This is a genomic window from Enterococcus sp. AMC2644 (assembly GCF_058216475.1).
Genome location: NZ_CM177095.1, coordinates 409,432 through 428,095 on the forward strand (window position 1 = coordinate 409,432; position 18,664 = coordinate 428,095).

Annotated in this window: 19 protein-coding genes; 8 read left to right on the forward strand and 11 right to left on the reverse strand. The window is 35.9% G+C overall.

The window, feature by feature from the left end:
- Positions 1–75 precede the first annotated feature (75 nt).
- The 5 genes from AC4BC5_RS02035 to AC4BC5_RS02055 all read right to left on the reverse strand — a co-directional run bounded on the left by AC4BC5_RS02035 (position 76) and on the right by AC4BC5_RS02055 (position 5,893).
- A complete protein-coding gene (locus AC4BC5_RS02035) occupies positions 76–393 on the reverse strand; it encodes a PTS lactose/cellobiose transporter subunit IIA (protein ID WP_490496516.1) in 318 nt (105 codons plus the stop codon).
- 19 nt (positions 394–412) lie between these two features.
- Positions 413–730: a PTS sugar transporter subunit IIB gene (locus AC4BC5_RS02040; protein WP_490496517.1), complete on the reverse strand. Its 318-nt coding sequence runs from the start codon at positions 728–730 to the stop codon at positions 413–415.
- 143 nt (positions 731–873) lie between these two features.
- Positions 874–3,588 (reverse strand): sigma-54-dependent transcriptional regulator, encoded by a 2,715-nt coding sequence (locus AC4BC5_RS02045; RefSeq protein ID WP_490496518.1) that lies wholly within the window; start codon positions 3,586–3,588, stop codon positions 874–876.
- A gap of 12 nt (positions 3,589–3,600) precedes the next feature.
- Positions 3,601–4,878 carry a DEAD/DEAH box helicase gene (locus AC4BC5_RS02050; RefSeq protein ID WP_490496519.1) on the reverse strand — a complete coding sequence of 426 codons (1,278 nt, stop codon included), beginning with the start codon at positions 4,876–4,878 and terminating at the stop codon, positions 3,601–3,603.
- Between the two features lie 13 nt (positions 4,879–4,891).
- Positions 4,892–5,893 (reverse strand): Gfo/Idh/MocA family protein, encoded by a 1,002-nt coding sequence (locus AC4BC5_RS02055; protein WP_490496520.1) that lies wholly within the window; start codon positions 5,891–5,893, stop codon positions 4,892–4,894.
- A 171-nt stretch (positions 5,894–6,064) separates the two neighbouring features.
- Here AC4BC5_RS02055 and AC4BC5_RS02060 point away from each other — a divergent pair, with 171 nt between their 5' ends.
- The 3 genes from AC4BC5_RS02060 to AC4BC5_RS02070 all read left to right on the forward strand — a co-directional run bounded on the left by AC4BC5_RS02060 (position 6,065) and on the right by AC4BC5_RS02070 (position 8,069).
- A complete protein-coding gene (locus tag AC4BC5_RS02060) occupies positions 6,065–6,409 on the forward strand; it encodes a DUF4828 domain-containing protein (RefSeq protein WP_490496521.1) in 345 nt (114 codons plus the stop codon).
- A gap of 118 nt (positions 6,410–6,527) precedes the next feature.
- Positions 6,528–6,683, forward strand: a complete 156-nt coding sequence (locus AC4BC5_RS02065; protein WP_490496522.1) for a hypothetical protein — start codon at positions 6,528–6,530, stop codon at positions 6,681–6,683.
- 75 nt (positions 6,684–6,758) lie between these two features.
- Entirely contained in the window at positions 6,759–8,069 is a 1,311-nt protein-coding gene (locus tag AC4BC5_RS02070; RefSeq protein ID WP_490496523.1) for a serine hydrolase, read from the forward strand.
- Positions 8,070–8,114: 45 nt separating this feature from the next.
- Here AC4BC5_RS02070 and AC4BC5_RS02075 read toward each other — a convergent pair whose 3' ends face one another.
- Positions 8,115–8,600 carry a GyrI-like domain-containing protein gene (locus AC4BC5_RS02075; RefSeq protein ID WP_490496524.1) on the reverse strand — a complete coding sequence of 162 codons (486 nt, stop codon included), beginning with the start codon at positions 8,598–8,600 and terminating at the stop codon, positions 8,115–8,117.
- 120 nt (positions 8,601–8,720) lie between these two features.
- On the opposite strand from AC4BC5_RS02075, the gene AC4BC5_RS02080 reads away from it, so the two are divergent.
- Complete coding sequence (locus tag AC4BC5_RS02080; RefSeq protein ID WP_490496525.1) at positions 8,721–9,935, forward strand: YdcF family protein; 1,215 nt, start codon at positions 8,721–8,723, stop codon at positions 9,933–9,935.
- Positions 9,936–9,976: 41 nt separating this feature from the next.
- On the opposite strand, the gene AC4BC5_RS02085 is transcribed toward AC4BC5_RS02080, so the two are convergent.
- Both AC4BC5_RS02085 and AC4BC5_RS02090 read right to left on the reverse strand, forming a co-directional pair.
- Positions 9,977–10,480, reverse strand: coding sequence for an HD domain-containing protein (locus AC4BC5_RS02085; RefSeq protein ID WP_490496526.1), 504 nt, complete (start codon positions 10,478–10,480; stop codon positions 9,977–9,979).
- 141 nt (positions 10,481–10,621) lie between these two features.
- Positions 10,622–11,380, reverse strand: coding sequence for a TrmH family RNA methyltransferase (locus AC4BC5_RS02090; RefSeq protein ID WP_490496527.1), 759 nt, complete (start codon positions 11,378–11,380; stop codon positions 10,622–10,624).
- 96 nt (positions 11,381–11,476) lie between these two features.
- Between AC4BC5_RS02090 and AC4BC5_RS02095 the strand changes: the two genes are divergently transcribed.
- The 4 genes from AC4BC5_RS02095 to AC4BC5_RS02110 all read left to right on the forward strand — a co-directional run bounded on the left by AC4BC5_RS02095 (position 11,477) and on the right by AC4BC5_RS02110 (position 14,218).
- Positions 11,477–11,749: an acylphosphatase gene (locus tag AC4BC5_RS02095; protein WP_490496528.1), complete on the forward strand. Its 273-nt coding sequence runs from the start codon at positions 11,477–11,479 to the stop codon at positions 11,747–11,749.
- Between the two features lie 108 nt (positions 11,750–11,857).
- Complete coding sequence (gene yidC / locus AC4BC5_RS02100; protein WP_490496529.1) at positions 11,858–12,799, forward strand: membrane protein insertase YidC; 942 nt, start codon at positions 11,858–11,860, stop codon at positions 12,797–12,799.
- A 62-nt stretch (positions 12,800–12,861) separates the two neighbouring features.
- Positions 12,862–13,809, forward strand: a complete 948-nt coding sequence (locus tag AC4BC5_RS02105; protein WP_490496530.1) for an AEC family transporter — start codon at positions 12,862–12,864, stop codon at positions 13,807–13,809.
- A 67-nt stretch (positions 13,810–13,876) separates the two neighbouring features.
- Positions 13,877–14,218: a YrdB family protein gene (locus tag AC4BC5_RS02110; RefSeq protein ID WP_490496531.1), complete on the forward strand. Its 342-nt coding sequence runs from the start codon at positions 13,877–13,879 to the stop codon at positions 14,216–14,218.
- Positions 14,219–14,313: 95 nt separating this feature from the next.
- Here AC4BC5_RS02110 and glyS read toward each other — a convergent pair whose 3' ends face one another.
- From glyS to hisIE, 3 genes are all read right to left on the reverse strand, one after another.
- A complete protein-coding gene (gene glyS, locus AC4BC5_RS02115) occupies positions 14,314–16,386 on the reverse strand; it encodes a glycine--tRNA ligase subunit beta (protein ID WP_490496532.1) in 2,073 nt (690 codons plus the stop codon).
- Position 16,387: 1 nt separating this feature from the next.
- On the reverse strand, positions 16,388–17,302 hold the full coding sequence (glyQ, locus tag AC4BC5_RS02120; RefSeq protein WP_490496533.1) for a glycine--tRNA ligase subunit alpha: 915 nt from the start codon (positions 17,300–17,302) through the stop codon (positions 16,388–16,390).
- Between the two features lie 710 nt (positions 17,303–18,012).
- Positions 18,013–18,657: a bifunctional phosphoribosyl-AMP cyclohydrolase/phosphoribosyl-ATP diphosphatase HisIE gene (gene hisIE / locus AC4BC5_RS02125; RefSeq protein ID WP_490496534.1), complete on the reverse strand. Its 645-nt coding sequence runs from the start codon at positions 18,655–18,657 to the stop codon at positions 18,013–18,015.
- Positions 18,658–18,664: the final 7 nt, after the last annotated feature.

Genomic DNA, 18,664 nt, shown 5'->3' on the forward strand with positions numbered 1-18,664 from the left:
TCCTATAAGTTCAAATAAATAGATATCGTTTCAGTTAATTTTTTTCTATCCGTTCAAAAATAGTAAAAAATGAAATTATTTTGTTTCTACATGACGATATAAATCAACAATTTCTTTTGCTAAATCTGTAAAGGCAATCGATGTCATCAGATGGTCTTGCGAATGAACGGTTAGTAATGTAACCGTCATATGATCACCTTGCGCTTCCTTTGTCAATAAACCAGTTTGTGCATGATGTGCTTCCACTAATGAAGCTTCTGCATCTTTGATTTTTTGATCTGCTAATTCAAAATCGCCTTTTTTAGCAGCGGCAATCGCTTCCATTGCATCGCTTTTGGCATTACCGCCATACATAATTAATCCCATGATGGCTTCTAAATTTGTTTCATCCATAAAATATCCCCCTAATCTCTTACTTCATTAGTGTTTCTGCTTGCGCCAATACCTTTTCACCATTCATCATGCCGTAATCAGCCATGTTGATGATATCCAATGGAATACCCTTTGGTGCTAACTTTTCTTCGAATTGTGCTTTCATAAAACGAACTTGTGGACCTAATAATAAAACATCCACTTTTTTTGATTCCAAATGATTGTCTGCATCTGAAGCAGATACTGCAAAGATTTCTGCATCCATTCCTTTATTTTCTGCTGCTTTTTGCATTTTTGTCACTAATAAACTAGTGCTCATTCCAGCAGAACATACTAACATGATTGTTTTTTTTGCCATGTCTGTTCACCTCTTTAATTTTTTTCTTTACACTTATCTATAAAGCAAAAAGTGTGCCAAAAACAAAAACAGATCAAAAGCTGATACACTCAACTTTTGATCTATACAAACATCGATATAGTGTGTAAAACAGCAATTACACACTAGTTTTCCAGTGTGTAATTACTAAGATGTGTATCTACTTTGTTCTCAATAAACATTTGCGTCAAGAAGGCAATTTCATCTTCAGGAATACGCAGACTGTAATTTTTTTCAATTAGCATTAAGCTTGTTCGTAATTGGTCAGCTTCTAAACGATATTTTTTTTGGAAACTTGCTAAATTTGGAAAACGACGAGTTGGTTCTTCCTTTAAGAGGCTTTCTATTAAGAAAGCAAGATGAATCACAATTCCTGCTTCAGCACTTGGTTCAACAATTAAATGCATTTGTGATTGAATTTGTTGCACTGCTTTTTGTAAATCTGTAATCAATGATTTCAAAGAAGCAACATGAGTAATTGTCCCCTTTAACGAATCAACCATTGTGTCTATAGGTACATCGTCACTTACAATTCGTTTTAACGTGTTTAATTGTTCATGATTAAATATATCGTAAGCAGAGAAGAATGGAATATTTTGATATTCTACTTCAACAGTTCCAGCAATAGCACGAATTTCATACTCTTCCAACAATCCGTCAATATGTTTTTTAAAGGTTTCACGTTCAATAAACTGCATTTGTATAATTTCCACTTTCGATTGATCAACAATTGGTGCAATTCGTTGATACAGTTTTGCAGCGACACCTTCTCCTGTAAAGCAAGTAACTACAATGGCTTTTTTCGTGCGTTTTGTTTCGTATAGCGAACGGAATTGTTCACGGACAATATTTTCAAAGGATATTTGAATATTTTGATAAATATCTTCTAAACTACGTCCCGTATCTGACATGCGTAATGCTTCAATAACAATCATGGTGCTTGCCATCGAGATAGCTTTTGTTCGAATACCAGTTTCTTCATAGATTAAATTTGCAAAAGAATTTAGCGACCCCATATCGGTCAAAATTAACAAGCCGTTTGCTAATTCATCCCTTGATGCATAAACATATGCTAATAATTCTTCATACATTTCTTGAACTTCAGTTTCTAAAGACATGTTCATCGCCATTCCTGTTTTGGTACCTAATAATTCTTGTGCAGTTTCCAGCATACTACTTGCGGTAGCTCGACCATGCATTAAGACGACTACCCCAACTTTATTCACAGGTAATGGTTCGTATTCTCCAACTTGAATGGATAAAAACATACTGATAAAACCAATTTCATCAAAAGGGATTTCAACATCACATTCTTCTTCAATGATATTCGATAAGTCTAGAGCAACTTGAAATTCAGATTTCAACTGTTTTCGAATGGTGTTTAAATCTGGATGGACAATCATATGCCCTTCTGCTACACGATCAAGAGTGCTTTGTAAATGCATAGCAAATGCAAAACGAGCTTTTTCGTTGTATTTACGATCAAGTTCTTCTTCAGCAATATCATACAAACGGTTGGTTAACTGCCATAATTCTTGAGGAATAAGCTCTTTTTGGACAGGTGTTTGTGCCAATTCTTCCACATACGTTTCAAAATACGCATCAACATCACGAGAAATTAATTTCTCTAAATCCACACTTTCTACCCCAGTTTGACTTAGAGAAGATACTTTTTCTTCAATATCATTGTACACTTGCATATTACGTTCTGGATCACCTGACCACACAACATCTGCTTCTCCAGGGTCAAAACTTAAAAATTCTCCTTTTCCTTCCAAAAAACGATCCAAACGATCAGCCATTTCTTTTACTTTTAACAGCCCTTTTTGAACTTGCAAGGAGCAATCTTTTTTGCGAATCAATAAAGCTTTTTGTCGATGCGTGCGATAATGCAGAAAAGCCTTTGCACAGACTAACTTTAAATCCCGTTTAATTTGTCCAATATTCGCTTCTGCATCATAAAGCATAAAAGCTAAAATGGCTTCTTTTTCTACTTGAATTTTTTGATTCAAGCGATTTGCTTCTTGCTTAATAAACAGTGAAATAATTTCGTAACGTTCATCTAATGAGCGTGCTGCTAAGCTTGGCAAGGTAATCGCCATCGGAATTCTACGATTAAATGTCGTTAAAAAAGAGTCTGATGATTCCGTAGTCGCTCCGATAATTTGTACAGAAGCTTCATAAACTTGCGCACTTTCTCCCAACGGACGATAAATTCCCTTATCAATAAAAGTGAAAAGCATTTCTTGCCCTTCTGGCGGTAATCGATGAATTTCATCTAAAAATAAAATACCGCCATCTGCTTTAGCAATCAATCCCGGACTATCCTCTGTCGCACCAGTATATGCCCCTTTACGAATACCAAAGATATGCCCAAATAATAATTGCGGATTTTGAGCATAATCAGCACAGTTAAATGAAACAAACGGAGCGGCTTTTTCGAGTGTATGGGATTGTACAGCAAAATGATACATACATTCAGCAAACATGGATTTACCAGTTCCGGTTTCTCCAAAAATAATCGTATGCAACCCTCTAGGTGGATATAAAATAGCCGCTTTTGCTTGTTGAATACTTACTTTAAGAGAAGCATTTTCTCCGACTAACGTTTCAAACGTGATGTCGGTAGAAGTGTCCACATGCACCTGGTCATCAGAAATTGCTTCGTACACTACTGGTCGACCTGAACGTTTTTGAATTTTCTCTTCTTTATAAAGTTCACTCAAATAACGACTGGCATTACTGCGATCAATCTGCACAAGATTCGCAACTTCAGCAGCAGTCAATCCTTTTTTATGCAGTTCAATAGTTTGCAGAATTTCTTCTTTTCTAGAATACATGTCTTTCTTCCTTTACATTTCTTTTCGTTTTCGTGCACCTTTATTTTTTTGAGCTTTTTTACGATTTTTTACTTTTGCTTTTGGTTTTGATTTTGACTTAGTTGCTTCTTGTCTGATTTTCACTTCACTTGGTTTCGATGATTTGCGTTCTTTAGGTTGATGGATTTCCTTTTCAGGTTGTTCATCAAGTAACGCGCCTCCATGTAAAAAGACTTCTTCTATCGTTAAGTCTAACTCTCTGGCTAGTTTTTTCAAACGTGGCAACGTGTTTTCTTGGACAATGGTCACTACTTGGCCAGAAGCGCCCATTCGTCCGACACGACCTGCACGATGCAAATAGCTTTCTTTCGTTAAAGGTACCTCTGCGTTGACAACATACGGCAATTCGGCAATATCTAAACCTCGAGAAGCCACATCTGTTGTGAGTAATTCCACAATTTTCCCTTGTCTAAATAATTCTAGCGACATCTTACGTAAATCCTTGGATTGATCCGATGCCAATGATGCAACACGTAAATGATGGAATAATAATTTTTCTTCCGCACTCCCTAAGTCTTGCAATTGATTGAAGAAAACCAGTCCTTGGAACCCTTCAATATTTGCCAAACGACGCAACCCATCAACCAAGCGGCGATTTGGATAAACAAGATATGTGTGCTTTACTACGCCCTTACTTTGGTCTTCTTTTGTTACATCAATTACCTGAATCTCTGGTTTAATTGCTTGAATTGCGGTTAATGCTTGATCCGCCGTTGCAGAAAAGAAGCCTAATTGTACCTCTTGTTGCAAGCTTTTGATAATTTCTTCAACCAAATGACTGGCACCAGGTAAAAACAATTGATCAGCTTCATCAAAAATAATTGTTTTTAATTGATGTGATTTAATTTTCTTTTGTTTAATTAATTCAACAATTCGGCCAGGTGTCCCTATCAGTACTTCTGGTTTTGTTTTTAACTTTTCAATTTGACGTTTGACATTCGCCCCACCGATAAACGGTTGAACATTTAACCCTAATTCTTTTCCCCATTGACGGGCAACTTCAGCTACTTGAATACCCAATTCCTGTGAGGAAGTCAAAATCAACAATTGATTGCCTTCATTCAACTGAACATTTTGCATTGTTGGTAAAAGATAAGACAACGTTTTTCCTGAACCCGTCGGTGAAATACCTACAAGACTTTCTCCTTCGATTAATGGGCGATACACTGATTCTTGGATAAGTGAGGGCGTAGTAAATCCTTCTTCATCCCAGCGTTGTTGCCATTTTTCAGGCAGTTTAAATTCTGACATCACATTCGTTCCTCTATTCCTGATCCGCATCAAATCTGATGTCGGCCTGTTTTCTCAATTCATATAATACCTCATTTACATTGCGTGCTAATTCAACCCAAGCGTCATAACGTGCGCTGTTCTCTGAATCAGCTGGCTGTTCAATGATTTGCGCAAAATCAAGCGCTTCCTCAATCATTGGATTTTCTTTGGCCGTCACATCTAAAGTTTTTGTGCCAGTTTCTCGATTATGCAGTTCGGCTTTTTCAATCGCATTAATTCCATTCAATTCTAATGTGCCATTATCAAAATAAATTTCTGACGGCAATTCTGCATTAGCGATTTTCCCATGTTGAATCGTTACATCAAACGTGTCATATCTTAAAATTGCAGTACCAATACCATCAACTCCGGTAGCAATTTTACGAGCAAAATGATGCACTTCATTTGGTACACCAAACCAACCTAACGCTGCATAAATGGCATACACACCTAAGTCAGATAAAGAACCACCTGAAAAGCTTGGAGAAAAGATATTTGGTTCTTTTCCAGCCAATACTTGATCGTAACGTGAAGAGTATTTCATATAAGTAAAGTTTGCGCCGATAATATGCTCAGCTGATGGTAAAAATTTAGCAATCGTTTGAAAACTTTCTTCATGAATGTTACGAGCCGCTTCAAAGAAAAAGACTTTCTGTTGTTTGGCTAAGTCAATAATCTCAGCCATTTCTTGTGGATTTGAAAAAGCAGGTTTTTCCACAATAATATGCTTACCTGCTAAAATAGCCGCTTTTGCTTGATTAAAATGCAAACTATTTGGTGAAGCAATATATACTGTATCCAATGATGGTGTGGCTAAAAAGGTATCTAGTTCTGTTTCACAAATAACCTCTCCTTCATACTTATCCGCAAATTCCTGAGCAGTTTCGAGTCTTCTTGAATAAACAGCTGTCAATGTGTAACGAGCTGTATCTAATGCAGCTTGTACGAACTGATGGGTAATCCAATTTGTTCCAATAATCCCTAAATGAATCATATACGTTTCCTCTTTTCTATAGTTTAACTAAATCTAAATTTCTTAGCTACTTAGAGAAATTTTAACATATAATCACAAAAACTTCTTGAAAAATCCAACCTTAGTCCCAGTTATTTTCTTAACTGTCATGATACAATAACGGTAACTTGATAAGTGAACGGGAGTGATTAGGTGAGTGGCAGAATACTTTTTTTGGGAACTTCTTTAGTGACTGGTATCGTAGGTTCTACGTTTATCCGTCATAGAAAAAAAACAGATGAACAGCTAGATACTTTTGTAGGTCATTGGTCATATGATCGACAACATCAAAAAGGCCAAGTCCATGTGACAGTGACAACTGACTTACAATTATATATCCAAAACAAGCTCCAACCAACAACTGTCATAGACTATACTTCTGAGCGTCTTACACTAATCGATTCAATGGGATATCATATTGTTTTTGAACAAAACGGCAAACAGATTTCCTTTTACGATGAAACAGAAGATACTTCTTTCCAATTAATCAAGCATTAATACTTTTTGTGGATGAACAAGGTTTGTTCCGTTAAATAGGTCGTACTTATTTATATTTCAAGGTGTGGGTTCGATTCCCATCTTCCACGTATCAATAATTATGAAAGGTGTGCTGTCTATGTTAACCACATTTGTTTCATTATTCTCTGTTTTTGGATTAATGGGATTGTTGGTCGTGTTCTCTTTCCTGGCCTACCAAATTAGTCAAACAGAAACGAACGCAAGTATTCCAGTTCGAGTGGAAACTTCTCACAAATCTCATCGTAGAGTTTAGTTGCAACTAAACTCTTTTATTTTTGCTTTGAATTTGATACACTCTTAAGTTGAGACTATTTAAAGGAGAGTATTTATGAAGAAAAAACATCGCTTTCTCCCCCTATTAGCGGGAATTTTGTTTTTCCTTTCATCAGTTGTACCCATTTTTAGTGTGCAAGCAGATGAATTGTCTGGCGATTTCAAAGTGGAAGCTAAAGCAGCTCTTTCGATTGACGCAGATACAGGTAAAATCTTATATGATCAAAACAGTGACGACGCCTTAGGTATTGCCTCTATTACTAAAATTATCAGTCTTTATTTAGTGGAAAAGGAAGTAGCAGAAGGTAAACTTGCTTGGGATGATGAAATTGAAATTTCAGATTTTGTCGCACAGTTAAGTGTTCACCCGGAACTTTCAAATGTTCCTTTAGAAGCGACCAGTAAATATACTGTAAAAGACTTGTTCGACTCAGCATTCATTCAATCATCCAATGCTTCTACAATGGCATTGGCCGAGAAAATTGCTGGCTCTGAAGCAGCTTTTGTCGACTTAATGAAACAACAATTAGAAGACTGGGGCATTAAAGATGCTCAAATCGTAAACTCTACCGGCTTAAATAATATTTATCTCGGTGAACACATCTACCCTGGTTCTAAGACAGAAGATGAAAACATTTTATCTGCAAAAGGAGTAGCGATTGTTGCTCGTCATCTGCTTGACGATTATCCAGATGTATTAGAAGTAACTTCAACACCCAAACAAGAATTCGGCGCGCACACATTTTCACCAATTGAAATGGTTAACTGGAATTGGATGCTGCCAGGTATGCTTTACGAAAAAGCTGGGGTTGACGGCTTAAAAACCGGAACTACCGATTTAGCGGGTGCTTGTTTTGTAGGAACGATGACAAAAGATGGCCAACGAATTATCACTGTGGTATTGAATGCCACAAACCATGAAGCTGATCCAGGCGCACGATTTGTTGAAACAGGCCGCTTAATGGATTACAGCTTTGAACATTGGAAAAAAGAAGAAGTCTTAGCAAAAGATGCAACTGTTTCTGAATTTAAAACAGCTCCTGTTCATCAAGGAAAAGAATTAACTGTTCCTGTACAAACAGAAAAAGCACTAACAGTTTGGTTACATTCTTCTATGTCGAAAGATGATGTGACGTTCAATACTTCTTTAAATCCAAAACGTATTACTGACGATAACGAATTACAAGCTCCTATTGAAAAAGGAGCAAATGTCGGAACTGTCCAAGCGGTTTCCCCTGACAAACTAGGTTTTATTGAAGAAAGCGATGACGATACTACAAAAACTGCCTTACTTGCTAGTCAAGAAGTGAAAAAAGCTAATATTTTTGTTCAAGCTTGGCGAGCGGTTAAAGGGTTATTTAATTAAAAAGCGTGTGTCTTTTCCTTCACGGAAAAACGACACACGTTTTTTTTATAATATTTTAATTGGAAAATATAATTCTACTTCACCAGGTTCAAAACTTGGTAAATAATGTTCTTGAATTGCAGCAACTAATTCAGCTTTTTCTTGTGGTAAAATTTCTTCAAACATTTTTTCTGTCATCATTTCTAAATTAGCTTCATTGGTTTTCACAACAAGATATTCCATTGCTGGAATTAACCAACGTTGCCAATCGTGTGGTGGTTTTATTTCATGAGGTAACTGCATACCAGCTAGATAACGACCTTCTTCTTGCCATGGGTCTAACCAGCGTTTAGCATCACTCATCAATCCCCATAAATTTACTGAAGCAACTTCCCATTCACTAGTTGCTTTTGCTAGTTCCTCAAAATCACGATTTGCTAGTTCCCACAATTCAGGAACCCATGAAGCAGCTTCCGTTGCCAATCCGCGACCTTCTTTTCCAATTACTGCAAACTCAGGTAATCTTTTACGTATTACTTCACCTAGTTCCACGCCTATCATCCCTCCTACTCATCTCTTCTTTTCATTGTAACGGATTTTTACAAATAAATAAAACAAGATTTTTTTTACAAAATTCGTTATACTTAATTTATTAATGAATGGAGTGATCGTATGGGGTTAATGCAATTATTTATTTTTGGAATTCCTTATTTAATAGGAACAGGAGGCATTTACTGGTGGCGAAAAAAACAACCACAGCCTGATAAATTTTTCTTTTTAAGTAGCTGGACTCTACTTGCACTCTCTGTGTATTTAGGGGTACTTGAAGCTAAAAATGGTACTTATTATTTAGTAATTCCATTATTATTTTTTGGTCTCTTTTTCTTTTCTTATCGTCTAGAAAAAACCAGATTATTAAACGGCTTTTTATTTAATTTATTCATCGTCATTTTTGGTAGTTATTTAGTGCTTAATTTTATTCAAACACCAAACATTGTTGTATTTTTATTACTAGCTATTCTTGGTGTGTGTTTGTTACTAGTATTAGCCTTTGGTTTTACAGGATTAATGCTTTTATTGTATTGGAATGCAGTTATTGTTATTCGGAAAGAATCACGTTCTTTGGCAAACTTATTAACTTTGATTTTAGCCATTCTGATGACTCTGTGGCTCGTCTACGATCATTTTATCGCCAGTAGTTTACCAGACTGGGCAACGCTCGTACTATCCATCTTACCGATGACTCTTTTTTATTTTGCTTTTGTTTTCTTAAATTTCTTAACAGTTTCTATCTTGTATCAATTCAACCATCCTCGTTACAAACAAGATTGTATTGTTGTTCTAGGAGCTGGATTGATTAATGGTGAACGCGTTTCACCATTATTAGCTCGCCGAATTGACAAAGCCATCACTTTTTATCATCAACAACAAAAAGCGACTGGTAAAGCACCAAAATTAGTTATGTCAGGTGGACAAGGTTCCGATGAGAAGATTTCAGAAGCAGTTGCAATGAAACAATATGCCTTAACCCAAAATATTCCCGAAAGTGATATTTTGGTTGAAACAAACTCTACTACCACTTTAGAAAACATGCAATTTTCAAAAGAAATCATTCGTCAAAACTTTGGCGATAATGCGACTGTTATTTTTTCATCTAACAATTATCATATCTTTCGAGCAGGCATTTTCGCTCGCTGGGCAGGATTAAAAGCAGATGGTATTGGTGCAAAAACTGCTTTGTATTACTTACCAAACGCCTTTTTAAGAGAATTTATTGCAATTGTCGCAATGAATAAAAAACGACATTTCTTAATCGTCGGCATCTTAGCAGCACTGATTTTAGTACTAACAATCATTGTGTTAATTGGTACTTATTGGGCGGCATAAAGAAAAAGCAGGTGATAGCTCACGCTATCACCTGCTTTTTCTTATATAGAATGATTTCTTACAACGACACGTTGAACGCTTGATTTAAAGCGTTTCACTAAGGGGCTAGTGGCCTCTTGAATCGCACAATATTTATCGACCATTGTTACAATATAACTTTCTTTATAACGTGGTGGTGCGATGGTTGCTCCCCACATATGTTTGACAATAATGTCACGTTCTAAATCAGAAAGTTCTGTTAATCTTTCTGCATTTTGTACTGCAATGCGTGGATGCATATACGCATGAGATCCTTCATCAAATTTCGTTGTACGCCAGTCATAATAGAATAAATCATGTAATAGACCTGCACGTGCTGTTGCGCGGGCATCGCCTTTCCAGCGTTTTGCTAGTTTGTAACTATTGTAAGAAACACTAATTGAATGATCTAAGCGAGTTGAATGCATATGTTGAACAAATTCTGATAATTTTTGAACTTCATCTGTTGCAAGTAAATCTTCTACATAAGATAGATATTCTGTATCTTTTTGCCATTCTGCTGTCATATGAATCTTTTGGCCACCTTTTACTTTGCATTTTTGTATCTATTAAAAGTATAGCACGCTGACTTTAAAATTCTAGAATATCATCATTTTGATAAATAATTTTAATAGTTCCTTAAAATTTATACTTTTTTCACACAATAATTATACAAAGACATACATCAAAATCCCAGCAGCTACACCAACATTTAATGACTCTGCTTGACCATAGATAGGAATGTATAAGTTTTTATCAGCCATTTGTAACAGCTCAGTAGAAACGCCTTGTCCTTCATTTCCTAAAATTAGTGCAACATCGGCAGTTTTATTCACTTGATTAAATGGTAGCGCATCAATGTTTAGTTCTGTTCCATAGACAGGAACTTGTTTTTGTTGAAACTTCAATACCTCTTCAACTAAGTCACAGGAAATCACAGGTAAATGAAATTGACTTCCTTGCATGCTGCGCAAGACTTTCGTACTATAAACGTCTGCGGTTCCTTTACCTAGTAAAACACCACTAAAACCTGCTGCATCAGCCGTACGAATCATAGTTCCCACATTTCCTGGATCTTGGACATTATCTAATAATAACCACTTTCCTTGATAGGCTATTTCCGATGGCTCTTCTTTTTGAACAACTGCAATCATTCCTTGAGGTGTCGGCAAATCAGACAACTGTTTCATTACTTCATCTGAAACGAAATATGTTGTAATCACTTGTTCAGCTATCCATGTTCCCCACTCTTTTTTTCCACGTTCATCAATAAAGATTTCTTCGACTTTAGCACCATACTTTACAGCTTCTTCAACTAAATGAAAGCCTTCAAGTAAATACTTCTCTTCCTGTTCACGGTACTTGCGTTTATGTAATTTTTTACGTTCTTTAATAAGCCCATTCTTAGTAGACTGAATTTCTTTCATGTCTTCACCTCAAGTTTCATTATAGCATGAAAGAAATTCCAAGGCTTGTTCAAATCAGTAAAAAGCGCTATCATTATGGAAAAAGAGGTGGCGAATATGAAAAAGATTCGAATGAATGTTCAAGGACGTGTTCAAGGTGTCGGTTTTCGCTTTATGACTAAAATACTTGCTGATGAATTAGGAATTTATGGTAGTGCAATGAATGAAGACAATGGTTCAGTAACCATCGAAGCCATGGGTGAAGAAGATAGCATCGATCGTTTTATTGAGAAAGTTAAAGCATCTCCTGCTCCCTACGGACGTGTCACTTTTTACACTATTGAGGAAAATGCAGCTATTACTGAACGAGATCGTTTTATCACAAATTAAAGCCTTCATACTTCTTTCACATTTAATTTTTGCTTTGTTCATTGAAAAGATGACTATTTTTTAGTATAGTTATCATTGTCTAAATTTAATAAGTAGAGGAAGAAGTACATGAGAAAAATAAAAAATTGGCTGGTTGGCTCCGGTCTTTTCGCGCTTTTAATCACATTATCTGGTTGTGTAAGTCGTTTGGAAGATGGGACACCTGATCCAAATGGGCTCATTTATCGTACGTTGGTGCAACCTTTAGGAAAATTTCTTTCCTATATTGCTACGGATATGGGCTTAGGTTTTGGTTTAGCAATTATTATTGTAACAATCATTGTTCGATTGATTATTTTACCACTAGGTATTGGTCAGTCGAAAAAAGCAATGGTACAGAGCGAAAAAATGCAATTCCTAAAACCACAAATCGATGTCGTTCAAAAGAAACTAAAAGCAGCTACATCACGTGAAGAACAAATGCAAATCCAAGCGGAAATGCAAAGTATCTACAAAGAAAACAATGTCAGTATGCTTGGTGGAATTGGTTGTTTACCAATGTTAATCCAAATGCCAATTTTTACTGCTCTATACTTTACTGCTCAGTTTACTCCAGGAATTGATAAAGCAACTTTCTTAGGAATTTCACTTGGTTCCCCTAGTATTGTTTTGGTAATTATTGCTGGTCTTTCTTATGTACTACAAGGATATCTTTCATTAATTGGGATTCCTGAAGAACAGAAGAAAACAATGCGCAGTATGTTAATTGTTTCTCCACTAATGATTGTTATGGTTTCATTTGCCGCTCCAGCTGGAGTCACCTTATATTGGGTAGTCGGTGGTATCTTTAGTTGTTTACAAACATTTATTACTAACGTGATTATGAAGCCAAGAATTCGTGCTCAAATTGCTGAAGAAATGAAAAAAAATCCGCCAAAAACTGTCGTGACACCAATGAAAGACGTGACAGATTCGGTTGAACCTGCGAAAGAAAAAAAACCAACTCCTAAACCAAACAACACTAAACAAGGAAATGGACGTAATGCAGGTAAGCAACAAAAAAGAAAATAATCAAATTGTTCTTTTTCTTATTTAGAAAAGGAACAATTTTTTTATAAAAAGGAGGAAAACATTTGTTACAAGCTTATCTCAATATCTTCGTTATTTTTTTACTGATGTTTGTTGGTTATTGGTTGTCTTATAAACAATGGTTTACCAATCGTTCGGCAGATGTCTTTTCTAAAATTGTTTTAAATTTGTCTTTGCCTTTTAGTATGTTTTTAAACATTACAGCAAATTTTTCGCGCGATGAATTTTTATCGTTATTTTCAGGAATGATTATTCCCTTACTGTCTATGCTGATTACTTTAGGGGTAAGCTTCATTTATCGGAAGCTCTTTCGAATCACTGAAACTAGAAAGGGAACTTTCTCTACAATGGTAACTTGCTCTAATACGATTTTTATTGGTCTACCAATTAATTTAGCTATTTTTGGTGAAATATCGATTCCCTATGTATTGCTTTATTATATTATAAATACAACCATTTTTTGGACAATAGGCATTTATTTGATTGCTACCGATAGTCCGCAAATCAAAGAAACACGTGTTACTTTTCATCCTCTAGTCGCTTTAAAGAAAATCTTTTCTCCTGCCCTACTAGGATTTATTATTGGATTAATTTGGATGATTCTAGCACTCAAAGTTCCGATTTTAGTCAAAGGCTTTGGAACTTATTTAGCGGATTTAACAACGCCATTATCTATGTTTGCCATTGGGATCATGGTCTATTTTAATGGTGTAAAAAACCTTAAAATGAATAAAGATATTGCTGGCGTCTTAATTGGTCGCTTCATTCTATCACCGCTTATTGTTTGGTTACTTGGTCAATGGATTCAAATACCTTCACTAATGCTTCAAGTATTTATTATTCAATCAGCAATGCCTGTACAAAATTCTGTTCCTATTCTTGCGCGAACCTATCATGCCGACGAGGAGTTTGCAGCTTCAAGTATGGGATATTCCGTCTTGATTTATATGCTATATATTCCTATTTTATTGAAATTTATTTATGCGATGTAAAATAAAGTGCCAATGCTATTTTTGCATTGGTACTTTTTTGATACAATCAATCAAAAAGGAGCAAACTATGAACGCTATCAAGATATTTAATCTACTACTTGCATTTATATTGGAACTGCTTGCTGTGCTATTTTTAGGTTACTGGGGTTTTAGGTTAACTATGAACCCAACAATAAATGTTTTACTAGGAATAGGAGCACCCGTTATTCTTATTTTAATTTGGAGTCGATGGTGTGCACCAAAGTCTCGTTATCGATTGACTGGAATCCATTTACTTCTAATAAAATGTTTGATTTTCGGTAGTATAGCCGGATGCTTAATACAGCTCCATTTCTTTTTATCTACACTTATTTTTACATTCTTTGTTATTCTCCATTTAAGTCTCAGTAGTTATTTTAAAATACTATAAAAAAACTAGGTTGCCGTTTTGATAAATCCAAGAGTTAGATTTCTGGTCTAACTTTTGGCTTTATCAAACTAATCATTAAGGCAACCCAGTTCTTTTTATTTTGTAATTAATGTATCTAAACTTGCTAAAGCTAAGGACATTTTAGAGATTTTACTCAATTGCATCAGACGATTGTTACGAACTTCTTCATCTTCTACCATAACCATTGTTTGTTCGAAATAGTCTCTAATTAATGGTCGTAAACCAACAAGATCATGGTAATTTTCTTCCACAGTTTGAGTTGCAACTTTTTCTTCTAAACGAGCAGTGGCTTCATAGAGATTTTTTTCTGCATCATTTTCAAACAGTTCTGGATTAATTGCAGTTTCTTCGTTCTCCACTTTTTTTGCTAAATTAATCACACGTGTTAATGCTTCCATCGATGGTTTGAAATCTTCATCTTCTACGTGATTATTTAACATATTTGCCGTTTCAAACAAACGAGAAAGATCCTCTTGCTCTGCATGAATAACAGCATCAATGACATCATGACGAATATTTCTACCTAAGAAGAATTGACGTAGACGAGCTTGTAAGAAACTTGATACTTCTTTATCTTCATCAGATAATTGAATACCATATAATGCTTGATTTGCATTAATTTTTTCTTCGATCATTTTTTGTACCCCTCTAAATGGGAAATGCCATTGTTTATCAGCCAAAATCCGAACGATTCCATATGTTTGACGACGTAGTGCATAAGGGTCATTTGAACCACTTGGACGCATGTCTACGGCAAAGAAGGCCAGAACACTATCCAATTTATCCGCAATAGCTAAAACAGTACCTACATTAGACTGAGGAAGTTCACCCTCACTTGAAATTGGCATATAATGTTCACGAATCGCTTGAGCAACAGCTGGTTTTTCACCTTGTAATAAGGCATATTTTTCTCCCATAATCCCTTGTAATTCTGGGAATTCACCGACCATATTTGTCACTAAATCAAATTTATAAATTTCAGTGGCACGTTGCAAATCAGCTAACTCTTCAGTGGTTAAGCCAACATTTTTTCCAATAATTTGGGCTTCAACACCTACACGTTGCATTTTTTCGTAGATTGAACCAATTTTTTCATGGAACGTAACATTTTTCAATTTGCTGACACATTGATTAATTGTTAGTTTTTGATCTTCATTATAGAAGAACTCAGCATCTTCTAGACGTGCAATTAATACTTTTTCATTCCCTTTAATCACATTTTCAATTTTTACGCTATTTCCATTACGGACAGAAATAAAGTGTGGTAACAATTGGCCTTGTGCATTGCGAATATCAAAATATCGTTGATGCTCTTTCATTGATGTTACTAATACTTCTTCTGGTACAGCTAGGTATTTTTCATCAAAATTACCAACAAATGCCGTTGGATATTCAACTAAATTGTTGACTTCTTCTAGTAAATCTTCATCTAATTCAACTGTCCAATTGTTTTTATCAGCAATTTCTTTAATTTGCGCTGTAATCACTGCTTCACGTTCGGCAGAATCAGCTAAAACAAACTGTGCTTTTAACTTTTCTAAATATTCATCGGCATTAGCAAAAGTCACATCTTCACCTAAGAAACGATGACCGCGAGAAGAACGTCCCGTCTGTACATCTAAAATCTCAAAAGGAATTACTTCATCCCCTAATAAAGCTACAATCCAATGAATTGGGCGAATATACTCAAAATCATAACTACTCCAATGCATAGCTACTGGAAATGTTAAACTCGTAATCACATCTTTCAGCCCTGTTAAAACATCAATTGCTGCTTTCCCTGGAGTATGTTTTGTGACATAAACATATTCTACACCTTTTAATTCTTTAAACGTGATTTCTTCTGTCGATAATCCTTGTCCACGAACAAAACCTTGGGCTGCTTTTGACCAATTACCTTCTGCATCTAAAGCAATTTTTTTAGCTGGTCCTTTTACTTCTTCTTCCAAATCTTCTTGTTTTTCATCAAGATTTTTCACATAAATTGCTAAACGACGTGGAGTTGAAAAAGCTTGGATTGATTCAAAATTCAAATGATTGTCAGCCAAAAATTGACGTGTCTTTGTTTCTAATTGTTCCATACTTGGTACGACAACATGTGCCGGCATTTCTTCTAAACCAATTTCAAATAATAAATTTTTTGCCATCTTATTTCTCCTCCTGCAATAATTTCTCTGCTTCTTCGCGATCTAATAATGGATAACCCAATTTTTTACGCTCATCTACAAAGATTTTGGCTACTTCACGTGCCATATTACGGATACGTGCCAAATAACCTGCACGTTCTGTTACTGAAACAGCCCCGCGTGCATCTAACAAGTTAAAATTGTGGCTACATTTTAAAATATAATCATATGCTGGATGTACCAGACTTTCGGCAATACAGCGTTTTGCTTCAGCTTCAAACTTTGTAAAATTATCTAATAACATTTTTTGGTCACTAATTTCAAATGAGTATTTGGAATGCTCATATTCTGGTTGTTTAAAGATTTCACCATATTTAACGCCTGGTGACCATTCTAAATCATAGACGCTTTCCACTTCTTGAATATAAGAAGCTAAACGTTCTAAACCATATGTCAATTCAGAGGTTACTGGATGACAAGCCAGTCCCCCAACTTGTTGGAAATACGTAAATTGTGTAATTTCCATTCCATTTAACCAAACTTCCCAACCTAAACCAGCACATCCCATTGATGGATTTTCCCAATTATCTTCAACAAAACGAATGTCGTGTTCCAATGGATTAATTCCTAATTTTTCCAAACTTTCCAGATATAATTCTTGAATATTTTCTGGTGATGGTTTCATGACTACTTGGAATTGATGATGTTGGTATAAACGGTTGGGATTTTCTCCATAACGACCATCCGCTGGACGACGTGATGGTTCTACGTATGCTGCATTCCAAGGTTCTGGACCAATGGCACGTAAGAAAGTATAGGGACTCATTGTTCCCGCACCTTTTTCTGTATCATATGCTTGCATTAACATACAACCATTATCAGACCAAAATTTTTGTAATGTTAAAATCATTTCTTGGACAGTTAATTTTTGACTCATGATTTTGCTCCTTTTCTTTTTGTTTTTGGCTAGTATTTTTAATTGGATGGCGACTTTCACATATTCAGCTCACTCAGCGATTTTCGGTGCTTTGTAACTACGCTCCCTTTGGTCGCCTAGTGCTGTTCAACATCAGCTCTCTCACTCACTTCGTTCGGTGAATCGCTGTGTTTCGGTGCTTTGTAACTACGCTCCCTTTGGTCGCCTAGTGCTGTTCAACATCAGCTCTCACTCACTTCGTTCGGTGAATCGCTGTGTTTCGGTGCTTTGTGACTACGCTCCCTTTGGTCGCCCAGTGCTGTTCAACATCAGCTCTCTCACTCACTTCGTTCGGTGAATCGCTGTGTTTCGGTGCTTTGTGACTACGCTCCCTTTGGTCGCCTAGTGCTGTTCAACATCAGCTCTCTCACTCACTTCGTTCGGTGAATCGCTGTGTTTCACAGCAAAAAGTCCCTATATCTATACACTTAGGTACAGATATAGGGACGAATAAGTTCGCGGTTCCACCCTACTTCCGATTGCTCGGCAGCTTTGTTGTCTCTGTGCTCACATTGCCTACGGTAAAAAGTTCTTTGTTTGGCTTTCACTCTTCCAAACTCGCTTCAAAAGATTGGCTTTTTCCTTTTTATGCTCATCGCACTATTTGAATATAACTATAATAAGTCGTTATTCTAGTGTTTGTCAAACGAAAGATGAAATTTTCCGAAAAATTATTTCATGGTTTCTTGTTTTACCTTGTGGTCAACTACATGACGTTTGGCTAATTCATCAGCAACTTCTTTCACTGAAATATTCATATCATTCATCAATACCAGCACGTGATACGCTAAGTCAGCAACTTCATAAATTGTTTCTTCTCGGTCTTCTTTCATCGCACCAATTACAACTTCGGTTGATTCCTCACCAATTTTTTTCAAAATTTTCTCTTTGCCTTTTTCAAATAAATAGCTCGTATAGCTCCCCTCTTTAGGGGTATCTTTTCTTTCTTGAATCAACGCATATAATTGTTCTAATGAAAATTTTTCTGGAAGAGTATCTTCATAAATAGTTTCAAAAAAACAGCTCTCTGCCCCAGTGTGACAGGCTGGTCCATCTTTTTTGACTAGTGCAACTAAGGCATCTTGATCGCAATCTGCTTTTAGAGAAACTAAGTGTTGATAATTACCGCTAGTTTCTCCTTTACGCCATAACTCTTGACGACTACGCGAATAAAATGTCATCAGTTTGTCTTTTAAAGTTAATTCAAGGCTTTCTTGATTCATGTACGCAACGGTCAAAACTTCTTTGGTTTCTGCATCTTGTACAACAACAGGAATCAAATTATCTGCGCCAAATTTTAGTTTTTGGATATCCATTTTTTCA